Genomic DNA, 18,067 nt, shown 5'->3' with positions numbered 1-18,067 from the left:
GCACGCGGCCATGAGCGGCGCGATGCTGGCCGTCATGCTGGTCCTCTTCGCCGCCAGCGTGCCGGTGGCGGTCGCGATCGGCATCGCCTCCCTGGTCGGCATCCAGGGTTACACGAACTTTCCGCTGATCGTGGCGGCGCAGCAAATCTACGTGGCGCTGGACAAGTTCCCGCTGGCGGCCATCCCCTTCTTCATCCTGGCCGGCAACCTGATGGATGTCGGCGGCATCTCCCGCCGGCTGGTGGAATTCGCGAAGTCGCTCGTCGGCGGGGTGCAGGGCGGGCTGCCGGCCACCTGCGTCGTCACCTGCATGATCTTCGCGGCGATCTCCGGCTCCTCCGTCGCGACCACCTTCGCGATCGGCGCGGTAATGATCCCGGCGCTGGTGCGGCACGGCTATCCCGTGCCCTTCGCCGCCGCGCTCCAGGCCACGGCGGCGGAGCTGGGCGTCATCATCCCGCCCTCCATCCCCATGATCCTCTACGGGGTGGCGACGCAGACCTCGATCCCCGAGCTGTTCATCGCCGGCTTCGGGCCGGGCTTCGTCATCGGCGGCGGCCTGATCGCGACGGTGCTGATCTGGTGCCGGATCAAGGGCTGGGGAAAGCGGGACGGCGAGGGCCGCCTGTCCTTCCTGCCGGCGCTGCGTCAGGCGGGATGGGCGCTGCTGATGCCCCTCGTCGTGCTCGGCGGCATCTATGGCGGCATCACGACGCCGACCGAGGCGAGCGTCGTCGCCGTGGTCTACGCGATCGTGGTCGGGATGTTCCTGCACCGGGAGATCGGCTGGCGCGACCTCTACCCGATTTTTCGGAAGTCGGTGATCTCCTCCTCCGTCATCATGTTCATCATCGCCTGCGCGGCGCTCTTCTCCTACCTGCTGAACCGGCAGGGGGTGCCCGACCTGGCGGCCGCCTGGCTGGTCGAAACGTTCAACGGCCCGGCGATGTTCCTCCTCGGCGTGAACCTCTTCCTCTTTGTCGTCGGCATGTTCGTGGAGACCTCAGCGAGCATCATCGTGCTCGCCCCCATTCTCGCGGAGGCGGCGAGCCGCTTCGGCATCGACGGGGTGCATTTCGGCACGGTGATGGTGGTCAACCTGGCCCTGGGCATGATCACGCCGCCCTTCGGCGTGAACCTCTTCGCCGCGGCGCAGGTAGCGGGAACCTCGATCGACAAGATGATGCCGCATCTCCTCATCTTCATCGCCGTGATCTTCGCCTGCCTGATGGTTGTGACCTACGTGCCGGCCATCACCCTCTCGCTGCCGCAGATGGTGTTCCGCTAACCCTTCCTGCGTCTTTGCGGCCCAGATTGGCGCGATGCGGAGGTCACGATGGAAACGTGCGGCGCCGAGGGTCGTAGCGTCGCTCCTCATGGGGGCGACGATGGGGGGGTGCGCCGAGCCCGTCACCGATCCCGGTCTCATCCCCACACCCGCGCGCTGGGACGGGCGGCACCGGGACGCGCCGGCCTGGAGCGCCGCGCTGCTCGTCAGCCTCCGCAGCACCGGCGCGCCGCTCCTGCGCAGCCGGCCCGCGGACCGGGCCGCCTTCTGTCCACGCCACGATCACCTCTCGCCCGAGGAGCGGGCAGCGGTCTGGCTGATGCTCTTCTCGGCCGTGGCCGAGCTGGAAAGCGGCTTCCGGCCCGGGCACACGCACCGGGAATCCTTCACGGATGATTTCGGACGCCCGGTCATCAGCCGTGGCCTGCTCCAGACCTCCTTCGAGAGCACCCGCCACTATGACTGCGACCACGCGAGCGCGGAGGACACTCACAACCCCGTCCGGAACCTGAGCTGCGGCGTGCGGATCATGACCCATCATGTGGAGCGGGAGGGGCGGATCGGCGGCACGCCCGCGACGCCGGCGAGCGGGGGCGGCGCCTACTGGGCGGTGCTGCGGCCCGGCCACCGTGAACGGCCGCTCGAGCGCATCCAGGCCCGCACGGCGGCCCACCCGCTCTGCCGCCCCGCGCCGGCAGGGCGGTGACGACGGATGGTGTTCCGTTTCTGTTTCGGTTAGGACGCAGGGCATGAGCGCCCGCGCCGCCCGCCAGCACCTCGCCGCCGATCCGGTCCTCAGCCACGTCGTGCGGCAGGTCGGGCCGATGACGCTGAAGCCTATCAAAGACCGCGAGCCTTACGAGGCGCTGGTCCGCGCCATCGCGCACCAGCAGGTCCACGGAAAGGCGGCGGAGGCGATGCTGAATCGCCTCATCGCCCTCGTCCCCCACCACCCCTTCCCGCCCCCCGAAGCGGTGCTGGCCCTGCCGGAGGGCGCGCTGCGCGGCTGTGGATTCTCCGGCGCCAAGGGTGCCGCGATCCTGGACATCGCGCAGAAATCGGCCGCGGGCTGGGTGCCCACCCGACGTGCCGCCACGCGGCTCTCGGATGCGGCGTTGATCGAGCGGCTCGTCGCGCTGCGGGGCGTCGGCCGCTGGACGGTGGAGATGCTGCTCATCTTCACGCTGGGACGGCCCGATATCCTGCCCGTGGACGATTTCGGCGTGCGGGAGGGCTACCGCGTTGCCGCGGGGCTGGAGACACAGCCGAAGCCGAAGGAGCTGGCCGCGATCGGCGAGGCCTGGGCGCCCTACCGCTCTGCCGCCGCCTGGTACCTCTGGCGCGCCGCGGACCTGAACAAGGCGGGGCGGTTCCGGGTCCCGGCCGCGATGTGACGGGCTGGATCACCCGCCGTCGGGTGCTGGCGGCAGGGGCGGGCCTGCTGGGCGCCGGCGCGGCCCTCTCGACCTATGCCCTATGGATCGAGCCGGCCTGGCGACTGGTGGTGCGGGACTGGCGCGTGACCGTTCCGGGCTGGCGCGGGCGGCCGCCCCTGACTCTGTGCCTTGTCGCGGACATTCATGCGGGAGAGCCGCACATGTCACTCCCGCGGGTGGAGCGGATCGTGGCGGCGGCGAACGCGCTGCAGCCCGACCTGATGCTGGTGATGGGCGACCTGCCCGCGCACCACGCGATGGTCACGGGACGGGTGCCAAGGGAGTTGCTCACGCGGGCGCTCTCGGCCCTTCGCGCGCCGCTCGGCGTGCACGCGGTGCTCGGGAACCACGACTGGTGGGATGATCCGCCGGAGCTGCTATGGCGGCGCCGCAGAATTCCCCTCATGCGCGGGCTGCTGGATGCGGCCGGGGTGCCGGTCCTCGCCAATGCGGCGCTGCGGCTACCGCACGGCGATGGCGTCTGGCTCGCGGGGCTGGACAGCCAGTGGGCCTTCGGCAGCGGCCAGCGCGGCGCCGACGATCTGCCGGGCACGCTCGCGCAGGTGACGGACGACGCGCCGGTGATCCTGCTGGCCCATGAGCCCGACATCTTCCCGCGGGTGCCGCCGCGCGTCTCCGTCACCCTGTCCGGCCATACCCATGGCGGGCAGGTGCGGATCGCCGGCTACTCGCCGATCGTCTCGTCCCGCTTCGGCAATCGCTATGCCTGGGGGCTGGTGCGGGAGGCGGGGCGGTCGCTCCTCGTCTCCGGCGGGCTGGGGTGCAGCATCCTGCCGGTGCGGTTCGGCGTGCCGCCCGAACTCACGCTCGTCCGCCTGTCAGGCGAGGAAGGCCTCCAGCACGGCTGAGAAGCCGTCCGGATTGTCGGCGTGGACCCAGTGGCCGGCACCCTTCACCGTGATGAACCGGGCAGCCGGGAACAGGGCGCGGATGGGCGCACGGTGCTCGCGCTGGATGTAGTCGGAGCGCTCGCCGGAGACGAAGAGGGTGGGACCGTCGAAGCGGGCGCCGTCCGGGGCCGTCCAGGCCTCGATGATCGGGAGGGCGGCGGCGATCTCGTCGAGGCCGATGCGCCAGCCCGAACCGTCCGGAAGGCGGTTGGCGAGAAGGAAGGCGAGCGTCCCGGCATCCGGCACGGAACCAGCAAGGGCGGCGCCGGCCGCGGCGCGGGGCGCGCCGGCCGGCACCGACTGCATCGCAGCGGCCATGGCCCGGAAGGCCGGCGCATAGGTGACCGGCGCGATGTCCGAGATGACCAGCCGCGCCACGCGCTCCGGCGCCGTCAGGGCGAGCGTCATCGCGACCTTCCCGCCCATGGAGTGGCCCACGATGTCCGCCCGCGACACGCCGAGAGCGTTCAGCGTCTCGGCCACGTCCGCCGCCATCGTGGCGTAGTCCACGTGCGGATCATGCGGGCTGGCACCGTGATTCCGAAGGTCGGGCGCGATCACGCGGCGTTCGGCGGAAAGACGCCGCTGCACCGCGCCGAAGTTGCGCGCCTGTCCGAACAGTCCGTGGAGAAGGACAAGCGGCGGCCCCTCCCCCGCTTCGACGGTGTTCAGGATCATCCGCGCACCGCCAGGATCACACTGCCCAGGACCAGCGCCCCGCCCGTCCAGACATCCCAGCCGATCGTCTCCCCGAGCCAGAGCGCGCCGGCCGCGACGCCGAGAACCGGCGCGATCAGGAAACCGACGGACGCGACGGTGCTGGGAAGCCGGCGCCCAGCCTCGATGACGCCCCAGGTGCCGAGCGGCGCGGCGATCAGGCCGATGAACGCCATATGCGGCCAGGCGCTCGGCCCGATCCCACCGGCGGGTTCCCGGATCAGGGCCAGGGGCAGCAGCAGGAGTGTCGCGATGCCGAAGCAGAAGGGCATCAGCTCCAGCATGGGGCGGCCCGGCGGGAAGCGGCGCGTGGCGAGGATCGCGAAGCTCCAGGACAGCGCGGCGGCCATAAGCAGGAGATGTGCGACCACGATCTCGCGGCGCGACCAGTCCAGCGCCCAGGGTCCGACGAGGACGAGCGCGCCCAGCAACCCGAGCCCCGCCGCGGCCCAGCGCGTGGGGGAGACGCGCTCTCCCAGGAACAGGACCGAGAGCGGCACGAGCCACATGATCGTCACGTTGGACAGGATCGCCGTCCGGCCGGCGGGTAGATAGCCGATGGCGACATGCGTCAGCCCGAAGAAGATGCCGAGCTGCATCGTGCCGACCGCGATCACCGCCGGCCAGTCGGCGCGCCCGGGCCAGCGGAGGCGACGCAGGGCGAGCAGCACCGCGGCCACCGTCAGCGCCGCGAAGCCGGCGCGGCCCGTGCCGAACCAGACCGGCGTCGCGTCCCGCAGCGCGTCCTTCGTCACCGGCCAGGCGAAGCCGAAGAGGAGGACGCCGAGGGCGAGGAAGCGCAAGTCGCCGAGGGTCACCGCGGCGGGCCGGCTACTCCGCGGCCACCGAGAGCATGATCTTGCCGATATGGGCGCTGCTCTCCATCAGCCGGTGCGCCTCTGCCGCGCGGGCCAGCGGGAAGGTCGCGTGGATGTGAGGGCCGCAGCGGCCCTGGGAGAGCACGGGCCAGACGCGCGCCTCCAGCTCGGCCGCGATGGCGGCCTTCTGGGCGGTGGTGCGCGGGCGCATGGTGCTACCCGTGACAGTGAGGCGGCGGAGCATGATCGGGCGGATATCCGCCTTCTCCACCTCGTGTCCGAGCATGGTGGCGATGAGGACGAGCCGCCCGTCCATCGCGAGGCAGCGGACGTTCTTCTGGAAGTAGGGCGCGCCAACCATGTCGAGCACCACGTCCACGCCGCGGCCCTCCGTGATGCGCTTCACCTCCTCCACGAAGTCCTGGGCGCGGTAGTCGATCGCGTGCTCCGCGCCGAAGTCGCGGCAGGCCTCCGCCTTCTCCGGGCTGCCGGCGGTCGCGATGGCGTGGGCGCCGAACTCCTTCGCGAGCTGGATCGCGGTGGAGCCGATGCCGGAGGTGCCGCCATGGATCAGCACCCACTCGCCGGCCATCAGCCGGCCATGGCCGAAGAGGTTCGCCCAGACGGTGAAGTAGGTCTCCGGCAGCGCCGCGGCCTGCATGGCGTCGTAGCCGATGGGCCAGGGCAGGCACTGGGTCGCGGGGGCCGTGACGTATTCCGCATAGGCGCCGCCATTGGTCAGGGCGCAGACGCGGTCGCCAACCCTCCAGCGCGTGGCCTCCGGCCCGGCGGCCACGACCTCGCCCGCCACCTCCAGGCCGATGATGGGGCTGGCGCCCTTGGGCGGGGGATAGAGGCCCTTGCGCTGCTGTACGTCCGGGCGGTTCACGCCGGCGGCCAGGACGCGGATCAGCACCTCGTCCGCCGCGGGCTGCGGCAGGGGGCCCGTGGCGGGGACCAGCACGTCCGGTCCGCCGCCCTCGCCATGGGCCATGAAGGTCATCGTCTCGGGCAGCGTGGGCATGGGCGGCTTCCGTCCGGCTTGCGCGCAAACTCGCGGCGCGCGAGGGAGGCGTCAAGGCGGGCAAGGCTTGCGCGCCGGCCCGGCATTGGCGAGCATCCGCCCGCCCCATGACAACCCGCGAGGAGAGGTCCGTGCGACTGGCCGCGCCCCGGCGCTCCCTCCTCTCCGGACTTCTCGCCGGGCTGGCCGCGAGGCCGGCCGCGGCGCAGGGCGGGGAGATCCGGATCGGATCGGTCTATCCGCTCTCCGGGCCGCTCGCGCTTCTGGGCGATGAGTCCTTCCGGGGGCTGGAGATCGCGATCGAGGAGCGCAACGCGGCCGGCGGGCTGCTGGGCCGCCCGCTCCGGCTGCTGCGTGGCGATGCGTCGGACCAGGCCGCGGCGGTGGCGGAGACGCGGCGGCTGATCGGCACGGAGCGGGCCGCGCTGCTCTTCGGCTCCTACGCCTCGCATCTCTCCTTCGCCGCGACGCAGGTGAGCGAGCTGCAGGGCGTGCCCTTCTTCGAGCTGGGCGCCATCGCCGACAACATCACGGAGCGCGGGCTGCGCAACGTGTTCCGCACCTGCCCGCGCGCGAGTGACTTCGCCCGCGTCACGGTGGACAGTCTGGCGGATGTCGTCGCGCCGCTGCTGGGCGTGGAGTTCGGCGCACTGAATGTCGCGCTGCTGCACGAGGACGGGCTGTACGGCAAGGCCGTGGCCGACTTCCAGGCGACGCGCCTGCGCGAGCGCGGGCGGGAGGCGGTGGAGCGCATCGCCTATTCCGTCCGCAGCGCCGACCTGTCCGGCGCGGTGCAGCGGCTGCGCGCCGCGGGTGCCGAGGTGGTGCTGCACACGGCCTATCAGAACGATGTGACGCTGTTCTACCGCACCATGCGGGAGGCGGGCTGGCAGCCGCGCATGGTCGTCGGCGCCGGGGCCGGCTACAGCCTGACCGAGACGGCGCGCAGCATCGGCCGGAGCTTCGACGGCACGATGAACGTGGACTTCACCCAGTTCGAGATCGCGGAGCGGGCCGCACCGGGCACAGGCCTGTTCGTGGAGGCCTACAAGCGGCAATACGGGTCGGACCCGCGCTCCGGTCATTCGCTCATCAACTATGCCGGCGCGAGGATCTGCCTCGACGCCGTCCAGCGCGCGGGCGCCACGGACAAGGACCGGGTGCGCGCCGCCATGTTGGCGACCGACGTGCCGGAAGCGGGCACGCCCGCCGGCTGGGGCGCCCGCTTCGACGAGCGCGGCCAGAACACCCGCGCGCAGCCCTGGCTGCTGCAATGGCAGGATGGCCGCCAGGTCACCATCCACCCCCCCGAGGCCGCCGTGGCGCGCCCGCGCGCGGCGCTCGGGACGCCCTGAAGGAGTCTGAACCATGCGGAACGACGAACAGGTCTGGCGCGCGGTGGACACGCGCCGCGACGACTACGCCGCCTTCTCCGATCGCGTCTGGGAAACGCCGGAGATCGCCTACACCGAGAAGCGCTCCGTCGCCGAGCACATCGCCATGCTGGAGAAGGAGGGTGCGCGGATCACGAAGGACCTCGCGGGCATCCCGACGGCGGTGATGGGCGAATGGGGCGAGGGCGGGCCGGTGATCGCCATCCTCGGCGAGTATGACGCCCTGCCCGGCCTCTCCCAGGAAGCGGGCATCGCGGAGCACCGGCCAGTGGAGGGCCAGGGCGGTGCCGGCCATGGCTGCGGCCACAACCTGCTCGGCGCGGCGTCGCTGCTGGCGGCCGCGGCGGTGAAGGACTGGCTGAAGGAGAACAACATCCCGGGCCGCGTGCGCTACTATGGCTGCCCGGCCGAGGAGGGCGGCGCCGCGAAGGGCTTCATGGCGCGGGACGGCATCTTCGACGACGTGGACATCGCCATCTCCTGGCACCCGGCCTCCTTCTCCGGCGTAAACGAGGCGGTGTCGCTCGCGAACACGCGGATCGACTTCACGTTCCACGGCCGCGCGTCCCACGCCGCGGCGGCGCCGGAGCTCGGGCGCTCTGCGCTGGACGCGGTGGAGCTGATGAATGTCGGCGTGAACTACATGCGGGAGCACATGCCCGACCACGCCCGCATCCACTACGCCATGCTGGATGGCGGCGGGATCGCGCCGAACGTCGTGCAGTCCCGCGCGAAGGTCCGCTACCTCATCCGCGCGAAGGATCTGCCGGAGCTGAACATGCTGGTGGGGCGCGTGCGGAAGATCGCTGACGGCGCGGCGCTGATGACGGAGACGACGGTGGAGACGGCGGTCGTGTCCGCCGTCTCCAACCTTCTCGGCAACGCGCCGCTGGAGCGGGCGATGTACGACAACTTCCAGCGCCTTGGCCCCCCGGAGTTCGATGACGCCGACCGCGCCTATGCCGCGCAGATCCAGGCGACGCTGACGGAGCAGGACATCGCCGCCGCCCACCGCCGCCACGGGCTGAAGGTGGAGAAGGGGAAGACGCTCTGCGATATCATCGTGCCGCTGGAGAACCGCGGCTCGGGCGGCGTGGGCTCCACCGACGTCGGCGACGTGTCGTGGGCCGTGCCGACAGTGCAGGCGCGCGGCGCAACCTGCGCCATCGGCACGCCCTTCCATTCCTGGCAGCTCACGGCACAGGGCAAGTCGCCGGCGGCACACAAGGGCATGGTCCATGTGGCGAAGGTGATGGCCGGGACGGCCGTGGACGCCATCCGCGACCCCTCCCTGATCGCGCGCGCGAAGGAGGAGTTCAAGGAGCGGACGGGCGGCCGCCCCTACGAATCCCCGCTGCCGAAGGACCTGTCGCCCCCGATCAAGGCGATGGGCCAGGGCGTATGAGCGACGTCGTCGCGGCAGCCGCGGAGCTCGCGCGGGCGCGCCGGGAGGGGATCACCCTTCCCGGCCTGCCGGATGCCATGAAGCCCGCGACCCTGCAGGAGGCGGAGGAGGTGCAGATCGCCACTCTCGCCGAGACGGGGGAGACGATCGGCGGGTGGAAGGTCGGGCGCAACGGCCCGCACCTCTTCACCGCGCCGATGCCGGTGATCGTCGCATCGGGGGATGACGGAACCACGGTGACGCTGCCCGCCGGGGCCGGGGTGGAGCTGGAGATCGCGCTGGTTTTCCGCCAGACGGTGCCGGCCTCGGACTTCACCGTGCCGGGCCTCCCGGAGTCCGCCGATCTGGCCGTGCTGTTCGAGCTCTGCGTCTCCCGCTTCGGGACTGCCCAGGTCACGCCCTTCGAGCGGATCGCCGACTGCGCCTCGAACCATTCGGCGCTCGTGCGGGCCTTTCCGCGGAGCTGGACGTTGGCGGAACTCGAGCGTCCGGGGGACACGCGGCTGCTGCAGGACGGCGTGGAAATCGCCCACCACGCCCGCCGGCATCCCTCCATGCCGCTGACGGAGTTGCTGGAGGGCTGGGCCGCCCGCATCCGGCACGAGGACCGCACCATCTGGGGCGGGGAGGTCGTCACGCTCGGAAGTCTGGTCGGGATGATCCCCGTTCCTGCCGGCGGCGCCGAATACGTCGGCACCATCGCCGGGCTGGGAACGCTGCGCTGCCGGGTTACCACGCCGCGAGCGTGAGCCGGGCGGGCCGCTGCCCGCCCGAGGATCGCTTTCAGTCCGCGCGGATGCCCGCCGCGCGGATGATCGGCTCCCACTTGCCGATCTCGGCCTCCATGAAGGACTTCGTCGTCTCGGGCGTGGAGTCGGACCGCGTCTCCATCGTCAGATCGGACAGGCGCTGCTTCACGCTCTCCATCCCCATGACGCGGTTCACGGCGGCGTTGACGGCGGTCACGATCGGCGCGGGCGTGCCGGACGGCGCCATGATCATGTGCCAGGTGTAGGCCTCGTAGCCCGCCACGCCGCCCTCCTGGAAGGTCGGCACGTTCGGAAGCTGCGGGATGCGGCGCGCGCTGGAAATGGCCATGCCCTTCACCTCGCCACGCTGGACGAAGGGCAGCGCGTTGTTCGCCACGTCCAGCATCATCACCAGCGTGCCGTTCAGCAGGTCCGGCATGGCCGCGGCCGAGCCGCGATAGGGAACGTGCGCCACCCGCAGGCCGCCCGCTTGCCGCAGGTATAGCTCGGCCGCGAGGTGCAGCGCGGAGCCGTTGCCGGCCGAGCCGTAGTCGTACTTGCCGGGGTTGTCGCGCATCAGGGCAGTGAACTCCTGCAGCGTGTTCACCGGCAGGTCCTTGTTCACCATCATCAGCATCGGAATGACGCCGACGAGCGCGACGGGCTGGAAATCCCCGACCGGGTCGAAGGGCAGGCGGTTGAACATCGCGCGCAGCGCCGTGTGCGCGATGGTCGTGTAGAGCAGGGTCTGACCGTCCTTCGGCGCCTTCGCCACGACATCGGTGCCGACCACGACGCCGGCGCCGGTGCGATTCTCCACGATCACGCGCTGCGGCAGGACCTTGGACAGCTCGTCCGCCACCAGCCGCGCCGGCACGTCGGTCGGCCCGCCGGCCGCGAAGGGCACGACGAGCCGCACCGGCGCCGTGGGCCAGGTGCCCTGCGCCCACACGGCCGGGGCCGCGAGCGGCGCGACGGCGACGCCCGTGGCGGCGATGAGGTGGCGGCGACGGATCATACGAACTCCAATCCAGGTCGTTGGCTTACTCCGGCCGGATGCCGGCGGCCCGAACGAGCGGCTCCCACTTCGCGATCTCTGCGTCGAGGAACGCCTTGGCCGTGTCCGGGGTTGTGTCGGATCGCGTGTCCATTGTCAGGTCCGACAGGCGGCGCTTCACCGCATCCATCGCCATCACTTGGTTCACGACCGCGTTGACCTGCTGGATCACGGGCGCGGGCGTGCCGCTCGGCGCGAAGAACATGTGCCAGGTATAGGCCTCGTAGTCCGGCACGCCGCCCTCGATGAAGGTGGGCAGGTCGGGGGCGATGCTGGAGCGCTGGCGGGTGGAGATGCCGAGCGCCTTCAGCTCGCCCCGCTGCATGTAGGGCACAGCGCCGGCGGCCACGTCCAGGATGATCGGCACGCGGCCGGACAGCACGTCCGGCATGGCGGCCGCGGAGCCGCGATAGGGCACGTGCTCCACCCGCAACCCGCCGGCGCGGTTCAGGAAAAGCTCGGTCGCGAGATGGACGGCGCCGCCCGCGCCGGAGGAGGCATAGGAGTAGCGGCCGGGATTCTCCCGCAGCAGGCGGACGAGGTCCGCGAGGCTGTTCACCGGGAGTTCCTTGTTCACCATCAGGATCATCGGCACCTGCCCGGCTAGCGCGATGGGCGAGAAGTCGCCGACAGGGTCGAAGGGCAGGCGCGTGAAGAGCACGCGCAGCACCGCGTGGGCGATGGTGGAGTAGAGCAGCGTCAGCCCGTCCTTCGGCGCCTTCGCGACAAGGTCGGTGCCGACCACCACGCCCGATCCCGTACGGTTCTCCACCACGACGCGCTGCGGCAGGAGCTTTGACATCTCCTCCGCGATCAGACGCGCCGGGATGTCGGTGGGGCCACCGGCCGCGAAGGGGACGACCAGGCGCACCGGTCCGGAGGGCCAACCCGCGGTGCCCTGGGCCCGGATCGCGGGCGCGGCGAGCGAGGCAGCGGCCCCGGCTCCGACAGCCAGGAGGTGGCGGCGCTGCATCATGGATTCGTCTCCCCGGTGTTTTATGAACTCCGGGTCAGAATCGGGAATGGCTCGGCGCTGTCAACGCCCGCCTCCCCGACCAGGCGGGCGTAGAGGGCGGGGTCCGTCGCGCCCTCCGTGCCGAAGAGCAGGACGCGGCTCTCCGGCCCGAGGCCGAGCGTCGTGCGGGCCTCGCCGTCCTGCGCCGCGAGGATCAGCGCGACCAGCCCGGCCACCGCGCTCTCCCCCGCCACGACAGGGGGCTCGCGGCGGGCCAGCAGGCGCATGGCGGGCGGCACGGCGAGATCAGGCACGGCCATGAACGCGAAGGCGGCGCGCTCCAGCTCCTGCCAGGCGAGAAGGCTCGGCTCCCCGCAGGCAAGGCCGGCCATGAGCGTGTCCAGGTCGCCGGTGACGGCAGTCGGCGTCCCCGCCTCCGCGCTGCCAAGGAGACAGGCGGCACGATCGGGCTCGGCGACGATCAACCTTGCCCCCTTCGCGCGGGCACGCAGCGCGACGGAGACCGCGGCCGCCACCCCGCCGACGCCGCCCTGGACGAAGGCATGGGTCGGTGGGGCCGGCAGGGCGTCCAGCGCCTCTTCGGCCATCAGTCGGTAGCCCTGCATCACGTCTCGCGGCACCTCCGTGTAGCCGGGCCAGGAGGTGTCGGAGACGACATGCCACCCGTGCTCGCGGGCAGCGGCCTCGGCCGCGCGGACGGAATCGTCGTAGTTGCCCGGCACCTCGCGGATCTCGGCGCCCAAAGCGGCCATGGCGTCCCGCCGGCCTGCGGTGACGCCCGGATGGACGAAAATGACACAGCGGGCGCCGAAGCGCCGGGCACCCCAGGCGACGCTGCGGCCGTGATTGCCGTCCGTGGCGCAGGTGACGGTGATCCCGGCCGTCGCCGCGGCGTGTCGGCCGGATTCCAGGTCCTGCGGGGTGGCCGCGCGGGCGATGCCCTGCCGCGCCAGCTCGGCCGAGAGGAGCCGGGCCACGGCGTGGGCGCCGCCGAGCGCCTTGAAAGAGCCGAGCCCGAAGCGGCCGGCCTCGTCCTTGTAGTGCAGGGCGGCGAGGCCGAGCGCCGCGGCGAGATCCGGCAGGGGCACAAGCGGCGTGGGCGCGTAGCCCGGCCAGGCGGTGATCGCGTCCCGGGCGCGGCGCCAGCCTCCCTCCGGCAGGACGACCACGCCCGGCGTGCCGTGGCGCGGGTTGCGGACGAGACGGAAGGGATGCGCCGTGGCCATGGCCGGCACATGGCCACGGGGCGGCGGGCGCGGCAATCTGTGGACCGAAGTCGATGGCCGGCGCGCTCACGGCGACCCCGGCCCGGAGGAGCGGACAGGCATGCACGTGACCATCCTGGGCGGGGGCGGCTTTCTCGGCCGCAAGCTGGCGGCGCGACTGGCGCGGGACGGGGCGCTCGGCGGCCGCGCGGTGTCGGGCCTGACCCTGTTCGACCTGAACGCCCCTGCCGCGCCGGACGGGGCCCCCTTCCCTGTCCGCTGCCTCGCCGGCGACATCGCGGCGCCGGCCGCGCTGGAGAACGCAATACCCGAGGGCACGGACGTGGTGTTCCATCTGGCCGCCGTGGTCAGCGCAGCGGCGGAAGCGGACTTCGCGCTGGGAATGCGGGTCAATCTGGACGGCACGCGCAACCTGGTGGAGCGATGCATCGGCCTGTCCCGGCCGCCGCGGGTGGTCTTCACCTCCTCCGTCGCTTCCTTCTCCGGCGGGCAGGCGGCGGTGCTGCCCGATGACGCGCGGCAGGTGCCGGCGAACTCCTACGGCGCGCAGAAGGCGATGGGGGAGCTCCTGCTGTCCGATGCCAGCCGGAAGAGGTTCCTGGATGCGGTGAACATCCGCCTGCCCACGGTGATCGTGCGGCCGGGGCGGCCGAACAAGGCGGCTTCGTCCTTCTTCTCCGCCATCCTACGGGAGCCGTTGCTGGGGCTGGAGACCGACCTTCCCGTCGGCGACGACTTCGGGGTCTGGGTCTGCTCGCCGCGCCAAGCGGTGGAGTGGTTCCTGCACGCGGCGACGATGGACACGGGGCCGCTCGGCCTGGACCGCGGCATCAATCCGCCCGGCCTGCGCGCCACGGTGGGTAAGATGCTGGCGGCGCTGCGCGCGGTCGGCGGTGAGGAAGCCGCATCGCGCGTCCGCCGCACGCCCGATCCGGCGATCGAGGCCATCGTCTCCGGTTGGCCCGCCGCCTTCACGGCGGAGCGCGCCCGGCGCCTCGGCTTCCCTGAGCAGGAGGGGCTGGAGGCGGTGGTCCGCGCCTTCGTGGAGGACGACCTCGCCGCGACGCGCGCCGAGCGGGGGCTGTGATCAGTCGGCCTCGATGATCGCCCGGATGCGGCCGGCGAGGCTTTCCATGGCGAAGGGCTTCGTCAGCAGGTGCATCCCTGGCTCGAGCTGGCCGCTGCCGATGACGGCGTTCTCGGCATAGCCGGTGATGAAGAGGATTTTCAGCCCCGGGCGGAGCTGACGCGCGGCGTCGGCCAGCTGGCGCCCGTTCATCCCGCCGGGCAGGCCGACATCCGTGATGAGCAGGTCCACCCGCGCGTCGGACTGCAGCACCCGCAACCCTGAGGCGCCGTCCGCCGCCTCCCGGGCAGCGTAGTCCAGCTCCTGCAAGACCTCGGTCACCAGCATCCGCACCGTGGGCTCGTCGTCCACCACCAGCACCGTTTCGCCGTCCCCCGCGCGGGCCGGCGCCGCGCTGGCCGTGGACCCTTCCTCGGCCTCCGTGGCGCCGTGGTAGCGGGGCAGAAGAAGTTGGACGGCTGTGCCGCGGCCGGGCTCCGTCTCGATCCGGGCGTGGCCGCCGGACTGGCGGGCGAATCCGTAGATCATCGACAGCCCAAGCCCCGTCCCGAGCCCGGTGGGCTTGGTGGTGAAGAAGGGATCGAAGGCACGCGCCGCAACCTCCGGCGTCATGCCGACGCCGCTGTCCGCGACGCTGATGGAGACGTATTCGCCAGGCTCCACGCCCTGCGCCCGCCCCTGGCGCGGATCTACAGCGGCGTTGGCGGTCGTGATCGTCAGCCGCCCGCCATGCGGCATCGCATCGCGCGCGTTGATGCAGAGGTTGAGCAGGGCGTTCTCGAGCTGGTTCGGGTCGCAGCGGGTCGGCCAGAGGTCCGGCGCCGTTCGCACCTCCACCGCGATCTGCGGCCCGACGGTGTTCTCCACGAGGGCCATCATTCCCGCCACCAGCCGGTTCGGATCGGTCGGCTTGGGATCGAGCGTCTGCCGGCGCGCGAAGGCGAGCATGCGGTGCGTCAGGGCGGCCGCCCGGTCGGCGGCACCCCTCGCCGCGTCGATGTAGCGGCCGAGCTCGTTCGTCCGGCCCTGCCCGAGGCGCGTCCGCATCAGCTCCAGGCTGCCGGTGATGCCGGTGAGCAGGTTGTTGAAGTCGTGCGCCAGGCCGCCGGTCAGATGGCCCACCGCCTCCATCTTCTGCGACTGGAAGAGCTGCTCGCGCGACTGCTCCAGTTCCAGTTGCACCTCGCGGCGCTCGGTCAGGTCGCGGGTGATCTTGGCGAAGCCGATCAGCACACCGTCGTCGTAGATCGAATCAATCACGACGCCGGCCCAGAGGCGCGTGCCATCCTTGCGGATGCGCCAGCCCTCCGCCTCGTAATGCCCGTCGCGCCGGGCCGCCTCCAGCGCGCGGCCGGGAAGGCCGGACGCCCGGTCCTCCGGGATATAGAATCGGGAGAAATGCTCGCCGATGATCTCCGCGGCCGCGTAGCCCTTGATGCGCTCGGCGCCCGCGTTCCAGCTGCTCACCCGGCCCTCCGGGCTGAGCATGTAGATCGCGTAGTCAGTCACGCCCTGGACGAGCAGGCGGAACTGGCGCTCGCTCTCCAGCGCCGCGAGCTGCGCTCTACGTCGTTCCGTGAGGTCCCGGGTGATCTTCGCGAAGCCGATGAGCTGCCCGTCCTGCGTGATCCGGTCGATCACCACCATGGCCCAGAAGCGGGTACCGTCCTTGCGCTGCCGCCAAGCCTCCGCCGCGAAACGACCCGTTTCGGCGGCCGCCCGCAAGGCCTCGCCGGGCACGCCTGCGGCGCGGTCCTCCTCGGTGTAGAAGCGGGAGAAGTGCTCGCCGATGATCTCCTGGGCGGCGTAGCCCTTGATCTGCTCGGCCCCGGGATTCCAGCTCACCACCCGGCCCTGGGGGTCGAGCATGTAGATGGCGTAGTCCACCACGGCCCGGATGAGCAGCTCGTAGGTGTTCGCGACCGGCGTCCACGGACTGCGGGAATGCTGGGCCGGGTCCGTCGGTGGGGCCGGCCTAATGGCCTTATCCATGGCGCCAGGGTCCGGCGTGCCTGTTTCAGCGTCGGTCAAGCGGCTCGCTCCGGCACGCTGGACGCAGCTCGCCGCCATCTCGCGGACCGCTTTCTCCTGGTCCGCATCCGGACCATCCGACCGGACGGCTCCCCGAGCCTTGTCGGTCACAGGGTTTACGGCGGTTCCCTCTCGTCGTCGCCCAGCCGAACCGGACGCAAACCGATCTACCACCAAGCTTGCCAAGTTCGGCACGGAATGTCGTCCAAGCCCCGACCACGCCCGCGTCCACTTCGGTGCCGGAATCCGTTCGAGTTGACGCCCGCATCCGCCCCGTCCTGACCATCGGCTGCGCCAGCACTCCTTCGGTGATCCTTCGGTCGCCCCTCCAGCAGGATATTAGCCCTGACTGGGCCGTCCGGGCACCCTCGTGCCGCGCCGGAAATCGCGCTGGGCGATGCCAAGTTTGTGGGGGACAGGGCTGGTAAAAAGAAAGGCGGTGCCCAGGGGCACCGCCGAGTTTAGGGAGGAAACGTCCAAGAAACAGCAATCGGCCGAGCCGTATTGCTGCGATGCACAATTTGGCTGAGGTCGCACGAGAATGCAAGCGCCGTGCTGCGGCGCACCAAGCCAGGATAGGGTCAGGCGGCGCCGACGCCGGGCTGCTCGCTAGGCGGCAGAACGCGGCGCAGCGCCCGCATGCGCCATTCTTCCGTCCGTCGTGGCCCTGGGTTGAAATGTGAGAGCGCCAGGACACACTTTGCACCTCGGAACCGGCCACTTCGGTACGACGTCCCGACCCGGTGAGTGGCGTCTTCTATGGTCGTGATAGCTTCCGAACGGCTGGTGATCATAGGGGAGCAGGGGAAAGATGGGGCCCACGGAGGTTTCCATGTCAGACCGACTGCTCATCACATTGACCGCCGGATCGGCTCTGTTCACCGCTTCTGCCCTCTTCATCGTGATCCTGGGCTAGGTGTGGGCGGTCGCGGCTTCGGCAGTGCGCGGCCATGGTTTGGGGCGCCATTTCGCCGCGGCGGGCGGCAGAAGCCCTCCTATTTGTGTGCACGAGGAGCGGGCGGATCCGTCTTCCGATCGGCAGCGTTCCGGCGACCATCGAGTACATCACCCTTCGGGTCGCTGCCGGTCTTGGCGCCTGTGGCCTGGCCGCCTGCCACCCTCCGCCCGAGGCATCGACTGGGGAAGCTAGCACTCGACCTCACACGCCGGATCAGGTGCGGGATGAGGTTCTTGTGGATGTCTCGCGCAGACTCGGCCCATCTCGGGGCGCCAGGACAACAAGGCAGCGAACGGGACGCGGCGGCGTTATTGCCTCCAAACAATGACGAGGTGGGCCGTGCGCTCGCTCATCTGGGCCGCATCAATACTGGTCATGATAACATTGGCGACGGCCGCTTATACGGATCACCTCGGTCGGTGAGCGCGCGGCATGCCAGTCGAGTGCGGGCGGAACCGTGAGGCTCCCCCCCTCAGCGCCGCTGTCACGAAGGTCGCCGCCCGTTGCCGCTGCTGGCTGTTCTCGTTTGAGGCGGAGACACATCTCACTTCGGGCCGAGCTCATACAACTCGGTAGCTCGTGAAAAGGGACGCGCAGCGGCGGGCATGCGCCGCGGCAGCCAGGGCCTAGGCCCTGAACGAGGATCGCAGATCGGAAGAGGTTGCATTCGCGATGGCGTTCACCACCCTTGGTGGACGATGCGCCGAGGAGCGGCGTTGGGAGCAAGGCTTGGTGCCAGAGTGGGTTGAAATCACCGCCGTCGCGGTAGGCGGCGTGCTGGTCATGACGATGATTGTCCGCCTCATCGCCGCGGGGTTCTAGAACGGGAGTAGCGGATGTCCCGCAGATCTCGTTTCATGGGATGGTTCAGCCGTTTGGCAGGGGATTCGCGTGCGCCGACGCGTCGCTGTCGTGTTCACCCTCGGCACGCTTCTGATGGCGGTCGTGCTCATTCTGTTGGATCACTGGACGCAGTAGAACCCGGCGTGC

General features: G+C 71.0%; 16 protein-coding genes. 9 read left to right on the top strand and 7 right to left on the bottom strand.

What is annotated here, in order from left to right; translation table 11 throughout:
• The first annotated feature begins 10 nt into the window (after nt 1-10).
• From ACP6CK_RS01065 to ACP6CK_RS01050, 4 genes are all read left to right on the top strand, one after another.
• Nucleotides 11-1,288 carry a TRAP transporter large permease gene (locus ACP6CK_RS01065; RefSeq protein WP_426956923.1) on the top strand — a complete coding sequence of 426 codons (1,278 nt, stop codon included), beginning with the start codon at nt 11-13 and terminating at the stop codon, nt 1,286-1,288.
• A gap of 100 nt (nt 1,289-1,388) precedes the next feature.
• Nucleotides 1,389-1,994, top strand: coding sequence for a transglycosylase SLT domain-containing protein (locus ACP6CK_RS01060; protein ID WP_426956922.1), 606 nt, complete (start codon nt 1,389-1,391; stop codon nt 1,992-1,994).
• Nucleotides 1,995-2,037: 43 nt separating this feature from the next.
• Nucleotides 2,038-2,682 (top strand): DNA-3-methyladenine glycosylase family protein, encoded by a 645-nt coding sequence (locus ACP6CK_RS01055; protein WP_426956921.1) that lies wholly within the window; start codon nt 2,038-2,040, stop codon nt 2,680-2,682.
• On the top strand, nt 2,679-3,593 hold the full coding sequence (locus ACP6CK_RS01050; RefSeq protein WP_426956920.1) for a metallophosphoesterase: 915 nt from the start codon (nt 2,679-2,681) through the stop codon (nt 3,591-3,593). Before ACP6CK_RS01055 ends, ACP6CK_RS01050 begins: the two co-directional genes overlap by 4 nt.
• Here ACP6CK_RS01050 and ACP6CK_RS01045 read toward each other — a convergent pair.
• Genes ACP6CK_RS01045 through ACP6CK_RS01035 form a run of 3 tightly spaced genes read right to left on the bottom strand, consistent with a single transcriptional unit; the run spans nt 3,564 to nt 6,194 of the window.
• The gene (locus tag ACP6CK_RS01045; protein WP_426956919.1) at nt 3,564-4,313 is read right to left on the bottom strand and encodes an alpha/beta fold hydrolase; all 750 of its coding nucleotides are present in this window, start codon (nt 4,311-4,313) and stop codon (nt 3,564-3,566) included. The genes ACP6CK_RS01050 and ACP6CK_RS01045 overlap by 30 nt on opposite strands.
• Nucleotides 4,310-5,170: a DMT family transporter gene (locus tag ACP6CK_RS01040; protein ID WP_426956918.1), complete on the bottom strand. Its 861-nt coding sequence runs from the start codon at nt 5,168-5,170 to the stop codon at nt 4,310-4,312. Before ACP6CK_RS01040 ends, ACP6CK_RS01045 begins: the two co-directional genes overlap by 4 nt.
• Before the next feature lie 13 nt (nt 5,171-5,183).
• Nucleotides 5,184-6,194: an NAD(P)H-quinone oxidoreductase gene (locus ACP6CK_RS01035; protein ID WP_426956917.1), complete on the bottom strand. Its 1,011-nt coding sequence runs from the start codon at nt 6,192-6,194 to the stop codon at nt 5,184-5,186.
• A gap of 131 nt (nt 6,195-6,325) precedes the next feature.
• Here ACP6CK_RS01035 and ACP6CK_RS01030 point away from each other — a divergent pair, with 131 nt between their 5' ends.
• Genes ACP6CK_RS01030 through ACP6CK_RS01020 form a run of 3 tightly spaced genes read left to right on the top strand, consistent with a single transcriptional unit; the run spans nt 6,326 to nt 9,742 of the window.
• Complete coding sequence (locus tag ACP6CK_RS01030) at nt 6,326-7,549, top strand: ABC transporter substrate-binding protein (protein ID WP_426956916.1); 1,224 nt, start codon at nt 6,326-6,328, stop codon at nt 7,547-7,549.
• A gap of 13 nt (nt 7,550-7,562) precedes the next feature.
• Complete coding sequence (locus ACP6CK_RS01025) at nt 7,563-8,993, top strand: M20 family metallopeptidase (protein ID WP_426956915.1); 1,431 nt, start codon at nt 7,563-7,565, stop codon at nt 8,991-8,993.
• The gene (locus tag ACP6CK_RS01020) at nt 8,990-9,742 is read left to right on the top strand and encodes a hypothetical protein (RefSeq protein WP_426956914.1); all 753 of its coding nucleotides are present in this window, start codon (nt 8,990-8,992) and stop codon (nt 9,740-9,742) included. The genes ACP6CK_RS01025 and ACP6CK_RS01020 overlap by 4 nt, the downstream gene beginning before the upstream one ends.
• Before the next feature lie 34 nt (nt 9,743-9,776).
• Here ACP6CK_RS01020 and ACP6CK_RS01015 read toward each other — a convergent pair whose 3' ends face one another.
• From ACP6CK_RS01015 to ACP6CK_RS01005, 3 genes are read right to left on the bottom strand one after another with little or no spacing between them, the layout of a single operon-like run.
• The gene (locus ACP6CK_RS01015) at nt 9,777-10,760 is read right to left on the bottom strand and encodes a Bug family tripartite tricarboxylate transporter substrate binding protein (RefSeq protein ID WP_426956913.1); all 984 of its coding nucleotides are present in this window, start codon (nt 10,758-10,760) and stop codon (nt 9,777-9,779) included.
• Between the two features lie 25 nt (nt 10,761-10,785).
• Complete coding sequence (locus tag ACP6CK_RS01010) at nt 10,786-11,775, bottom strand: tripartite tricarboxylate transporter substrate binding protein (protein WP_426956912.1); 990 nt, start codon at nt 11,773-11,775, stop codon at nt 10,786-10,788.
• Between the two features lie 20 nt (nt 11,776-11,795).
• Nucleotides 11,796-13,001 carry a diaminopropionate ammonia-lyase gene (locus tag ACP6CK_RS01005; RefSeq protein ID WP_426956911.1) on the bottom strand — a complete coding sequence of 402 codons (1,206 nt, stop codon included), beginning with the start codon at nt 12,999-13,001 and terminating at the stop codon, nt 11,796-11,798.
• Nucleotides 13,002-13,101: 100 nt separating this feature from the next.
• On the opposite strand from ACP6CK_RS01005, the gene denD reads away from it, so the two are divergent.
• The gene (gene denD, locus ACP6CK_RS01000) at nt 13,102-14,088 is read left to right on the top strand and encodes a D-erythronate dehydrogenase (protein WP_426956910.1); all 987 of its coding nucleotides are present in this window, start codon (nt 13,102-13,104) and stop codon (nt 14,086-14,088) included.
• Here denD and ACP6CK_RS00995 read toward each other — a convergent pair whose 3' ends face one another.
• Nucleotides 14,089-16,080: a PAS domain S-box protein gene (locus ACP6CK_RS00995; RefSeq protein ID WP_426956909.1), complete on the bottom strand. Its 1,992-nt coding sequence runs from the start codon at nt 16,078-16,080 to the stop codon at nt 14,089-14,091.
• Nucleotides 16,081-17,749: 1,669 nt separating this feature from the next.
• Here ACP6CK_RS00995 and ACP6CK_RS00990 point away from each other — a divergent pair.
• On the top strand, nt 17,750-17,899 hold the full coding sequence (locus ACP6CK_RS00990) for a hypothetical protein (RefSeq protein ID WP_426956908.1): 150 nt from the start codon (nt 17,750-17,752) through the stop codon (nt 17,897-17,899).
• The last annotated feature ends 168 nt before the right edge of the window (nt 17,900-18,067 follow it).

It is taken from the genome of Muricoccus radiodurans (assembly GCF_050154705.1).
Lineage (GTDB): Bacteria > Pseudomonadota > Alphaproteobacteria > Acetobacterales > Acetobacteraceae > Roseomonas > Roseomonas radiodurans.
Note: the sequence above shows the minus strand (reverse complement) of the source record. Positions and strands in the feature narration are given on the sequence as shown.

Coding starts and splice junctions, on each gene's coding strand:
- ACP6CK_RS01035 (WP_426956917.1), bottom strand. CDS start 6,194: ATGCCCACGCTGCCCGAGACGATGACCTTCATGGCCCATGGCGAGGGC.
- ACP6CK_RS01045 (WP_426956919.1), bottom strand. CDS start 4,313: ATGATCCTGAACACCGTCGAAGCGGGGGAGGGGCCGCCGCTTGTCCTT.
- ACP6CK_RS01020 (WP_426956914.1), top strand. CDS start 8,990: ATGAGCGACGTCGTCGCGGCAGCCGCGGAGCTCGCGCGGGCGCGCCGG.
- ACP6CK_RS01055 (WP_426956921.1), top strand. CDS start 2,038: ATGAGCGCCCGCGCCGCCCGCCAGCACCTCGCCGCCGATCCGGTCCTC.
- ACP6CK_RS01010 (WP_426956912.1), bottom strand. CDS start 11,775: ATGATGCAGCGCCGCCACCTCCTGGCTGTCGGAGCCGGGGCCGCTGCC.
- ACP6CK_RS01025 (WP_426956915.1), top strand. CDS start 7,563: ATGCGGAACGACGAACAGGTCTGGCGCGCGGTGGACACGCGCCGCGAC.
- ACP6CK_RS01015 (WP_426956913.1), bottom strand. CDS start 10,760: ATGATCCGTCGCCGCCACCTCATCGCCGCCACGGGCGTCGCCGTCGCG.
- ACP6CK_RS00995 (WP_426956909.1), bottom strand. CDS start 16,080: ATGGATAAGGCCATTAGGCCGGCCCCACCGACGGACCCGGCCCAGCAT.
- denD (WP_426956910.1), top strand. CDS start 13,102: ATGCACGTGACCATCCTGGGCGGGGGCGGCTTTCTCGGCCGCAAGCTG.
- ACP6CK_RS01005 (WP_426956911.1), bottom strand. CDS start 13,001: ATGGCCACGGCGCATCCCTTCCGTCTCGTCCGCAACCCGCGCCACGGC.
- ACP6CK_RS01065 (WP_426956923.1), top strand. CDS start 11: ATGAGCGGCGCGATGCTGGCCGTCATGCTGGTCCTCTTCGCCGCCAGC.
- ACP6CK_RS01060 (WP_426956922.1), top strand. CDS start 1,389: ATGGGGGGGTGCGCCGAGCCCGTCACCGATCCCGGTCTCATCCCCACA.
- ACP6CK_RS00990 (WP_426956908.1), top strand. CDS start 17,750: ATGGCGTTCACCACCCTTGGTGGACGATGCGCCGAGGAGCGGCGTTGG.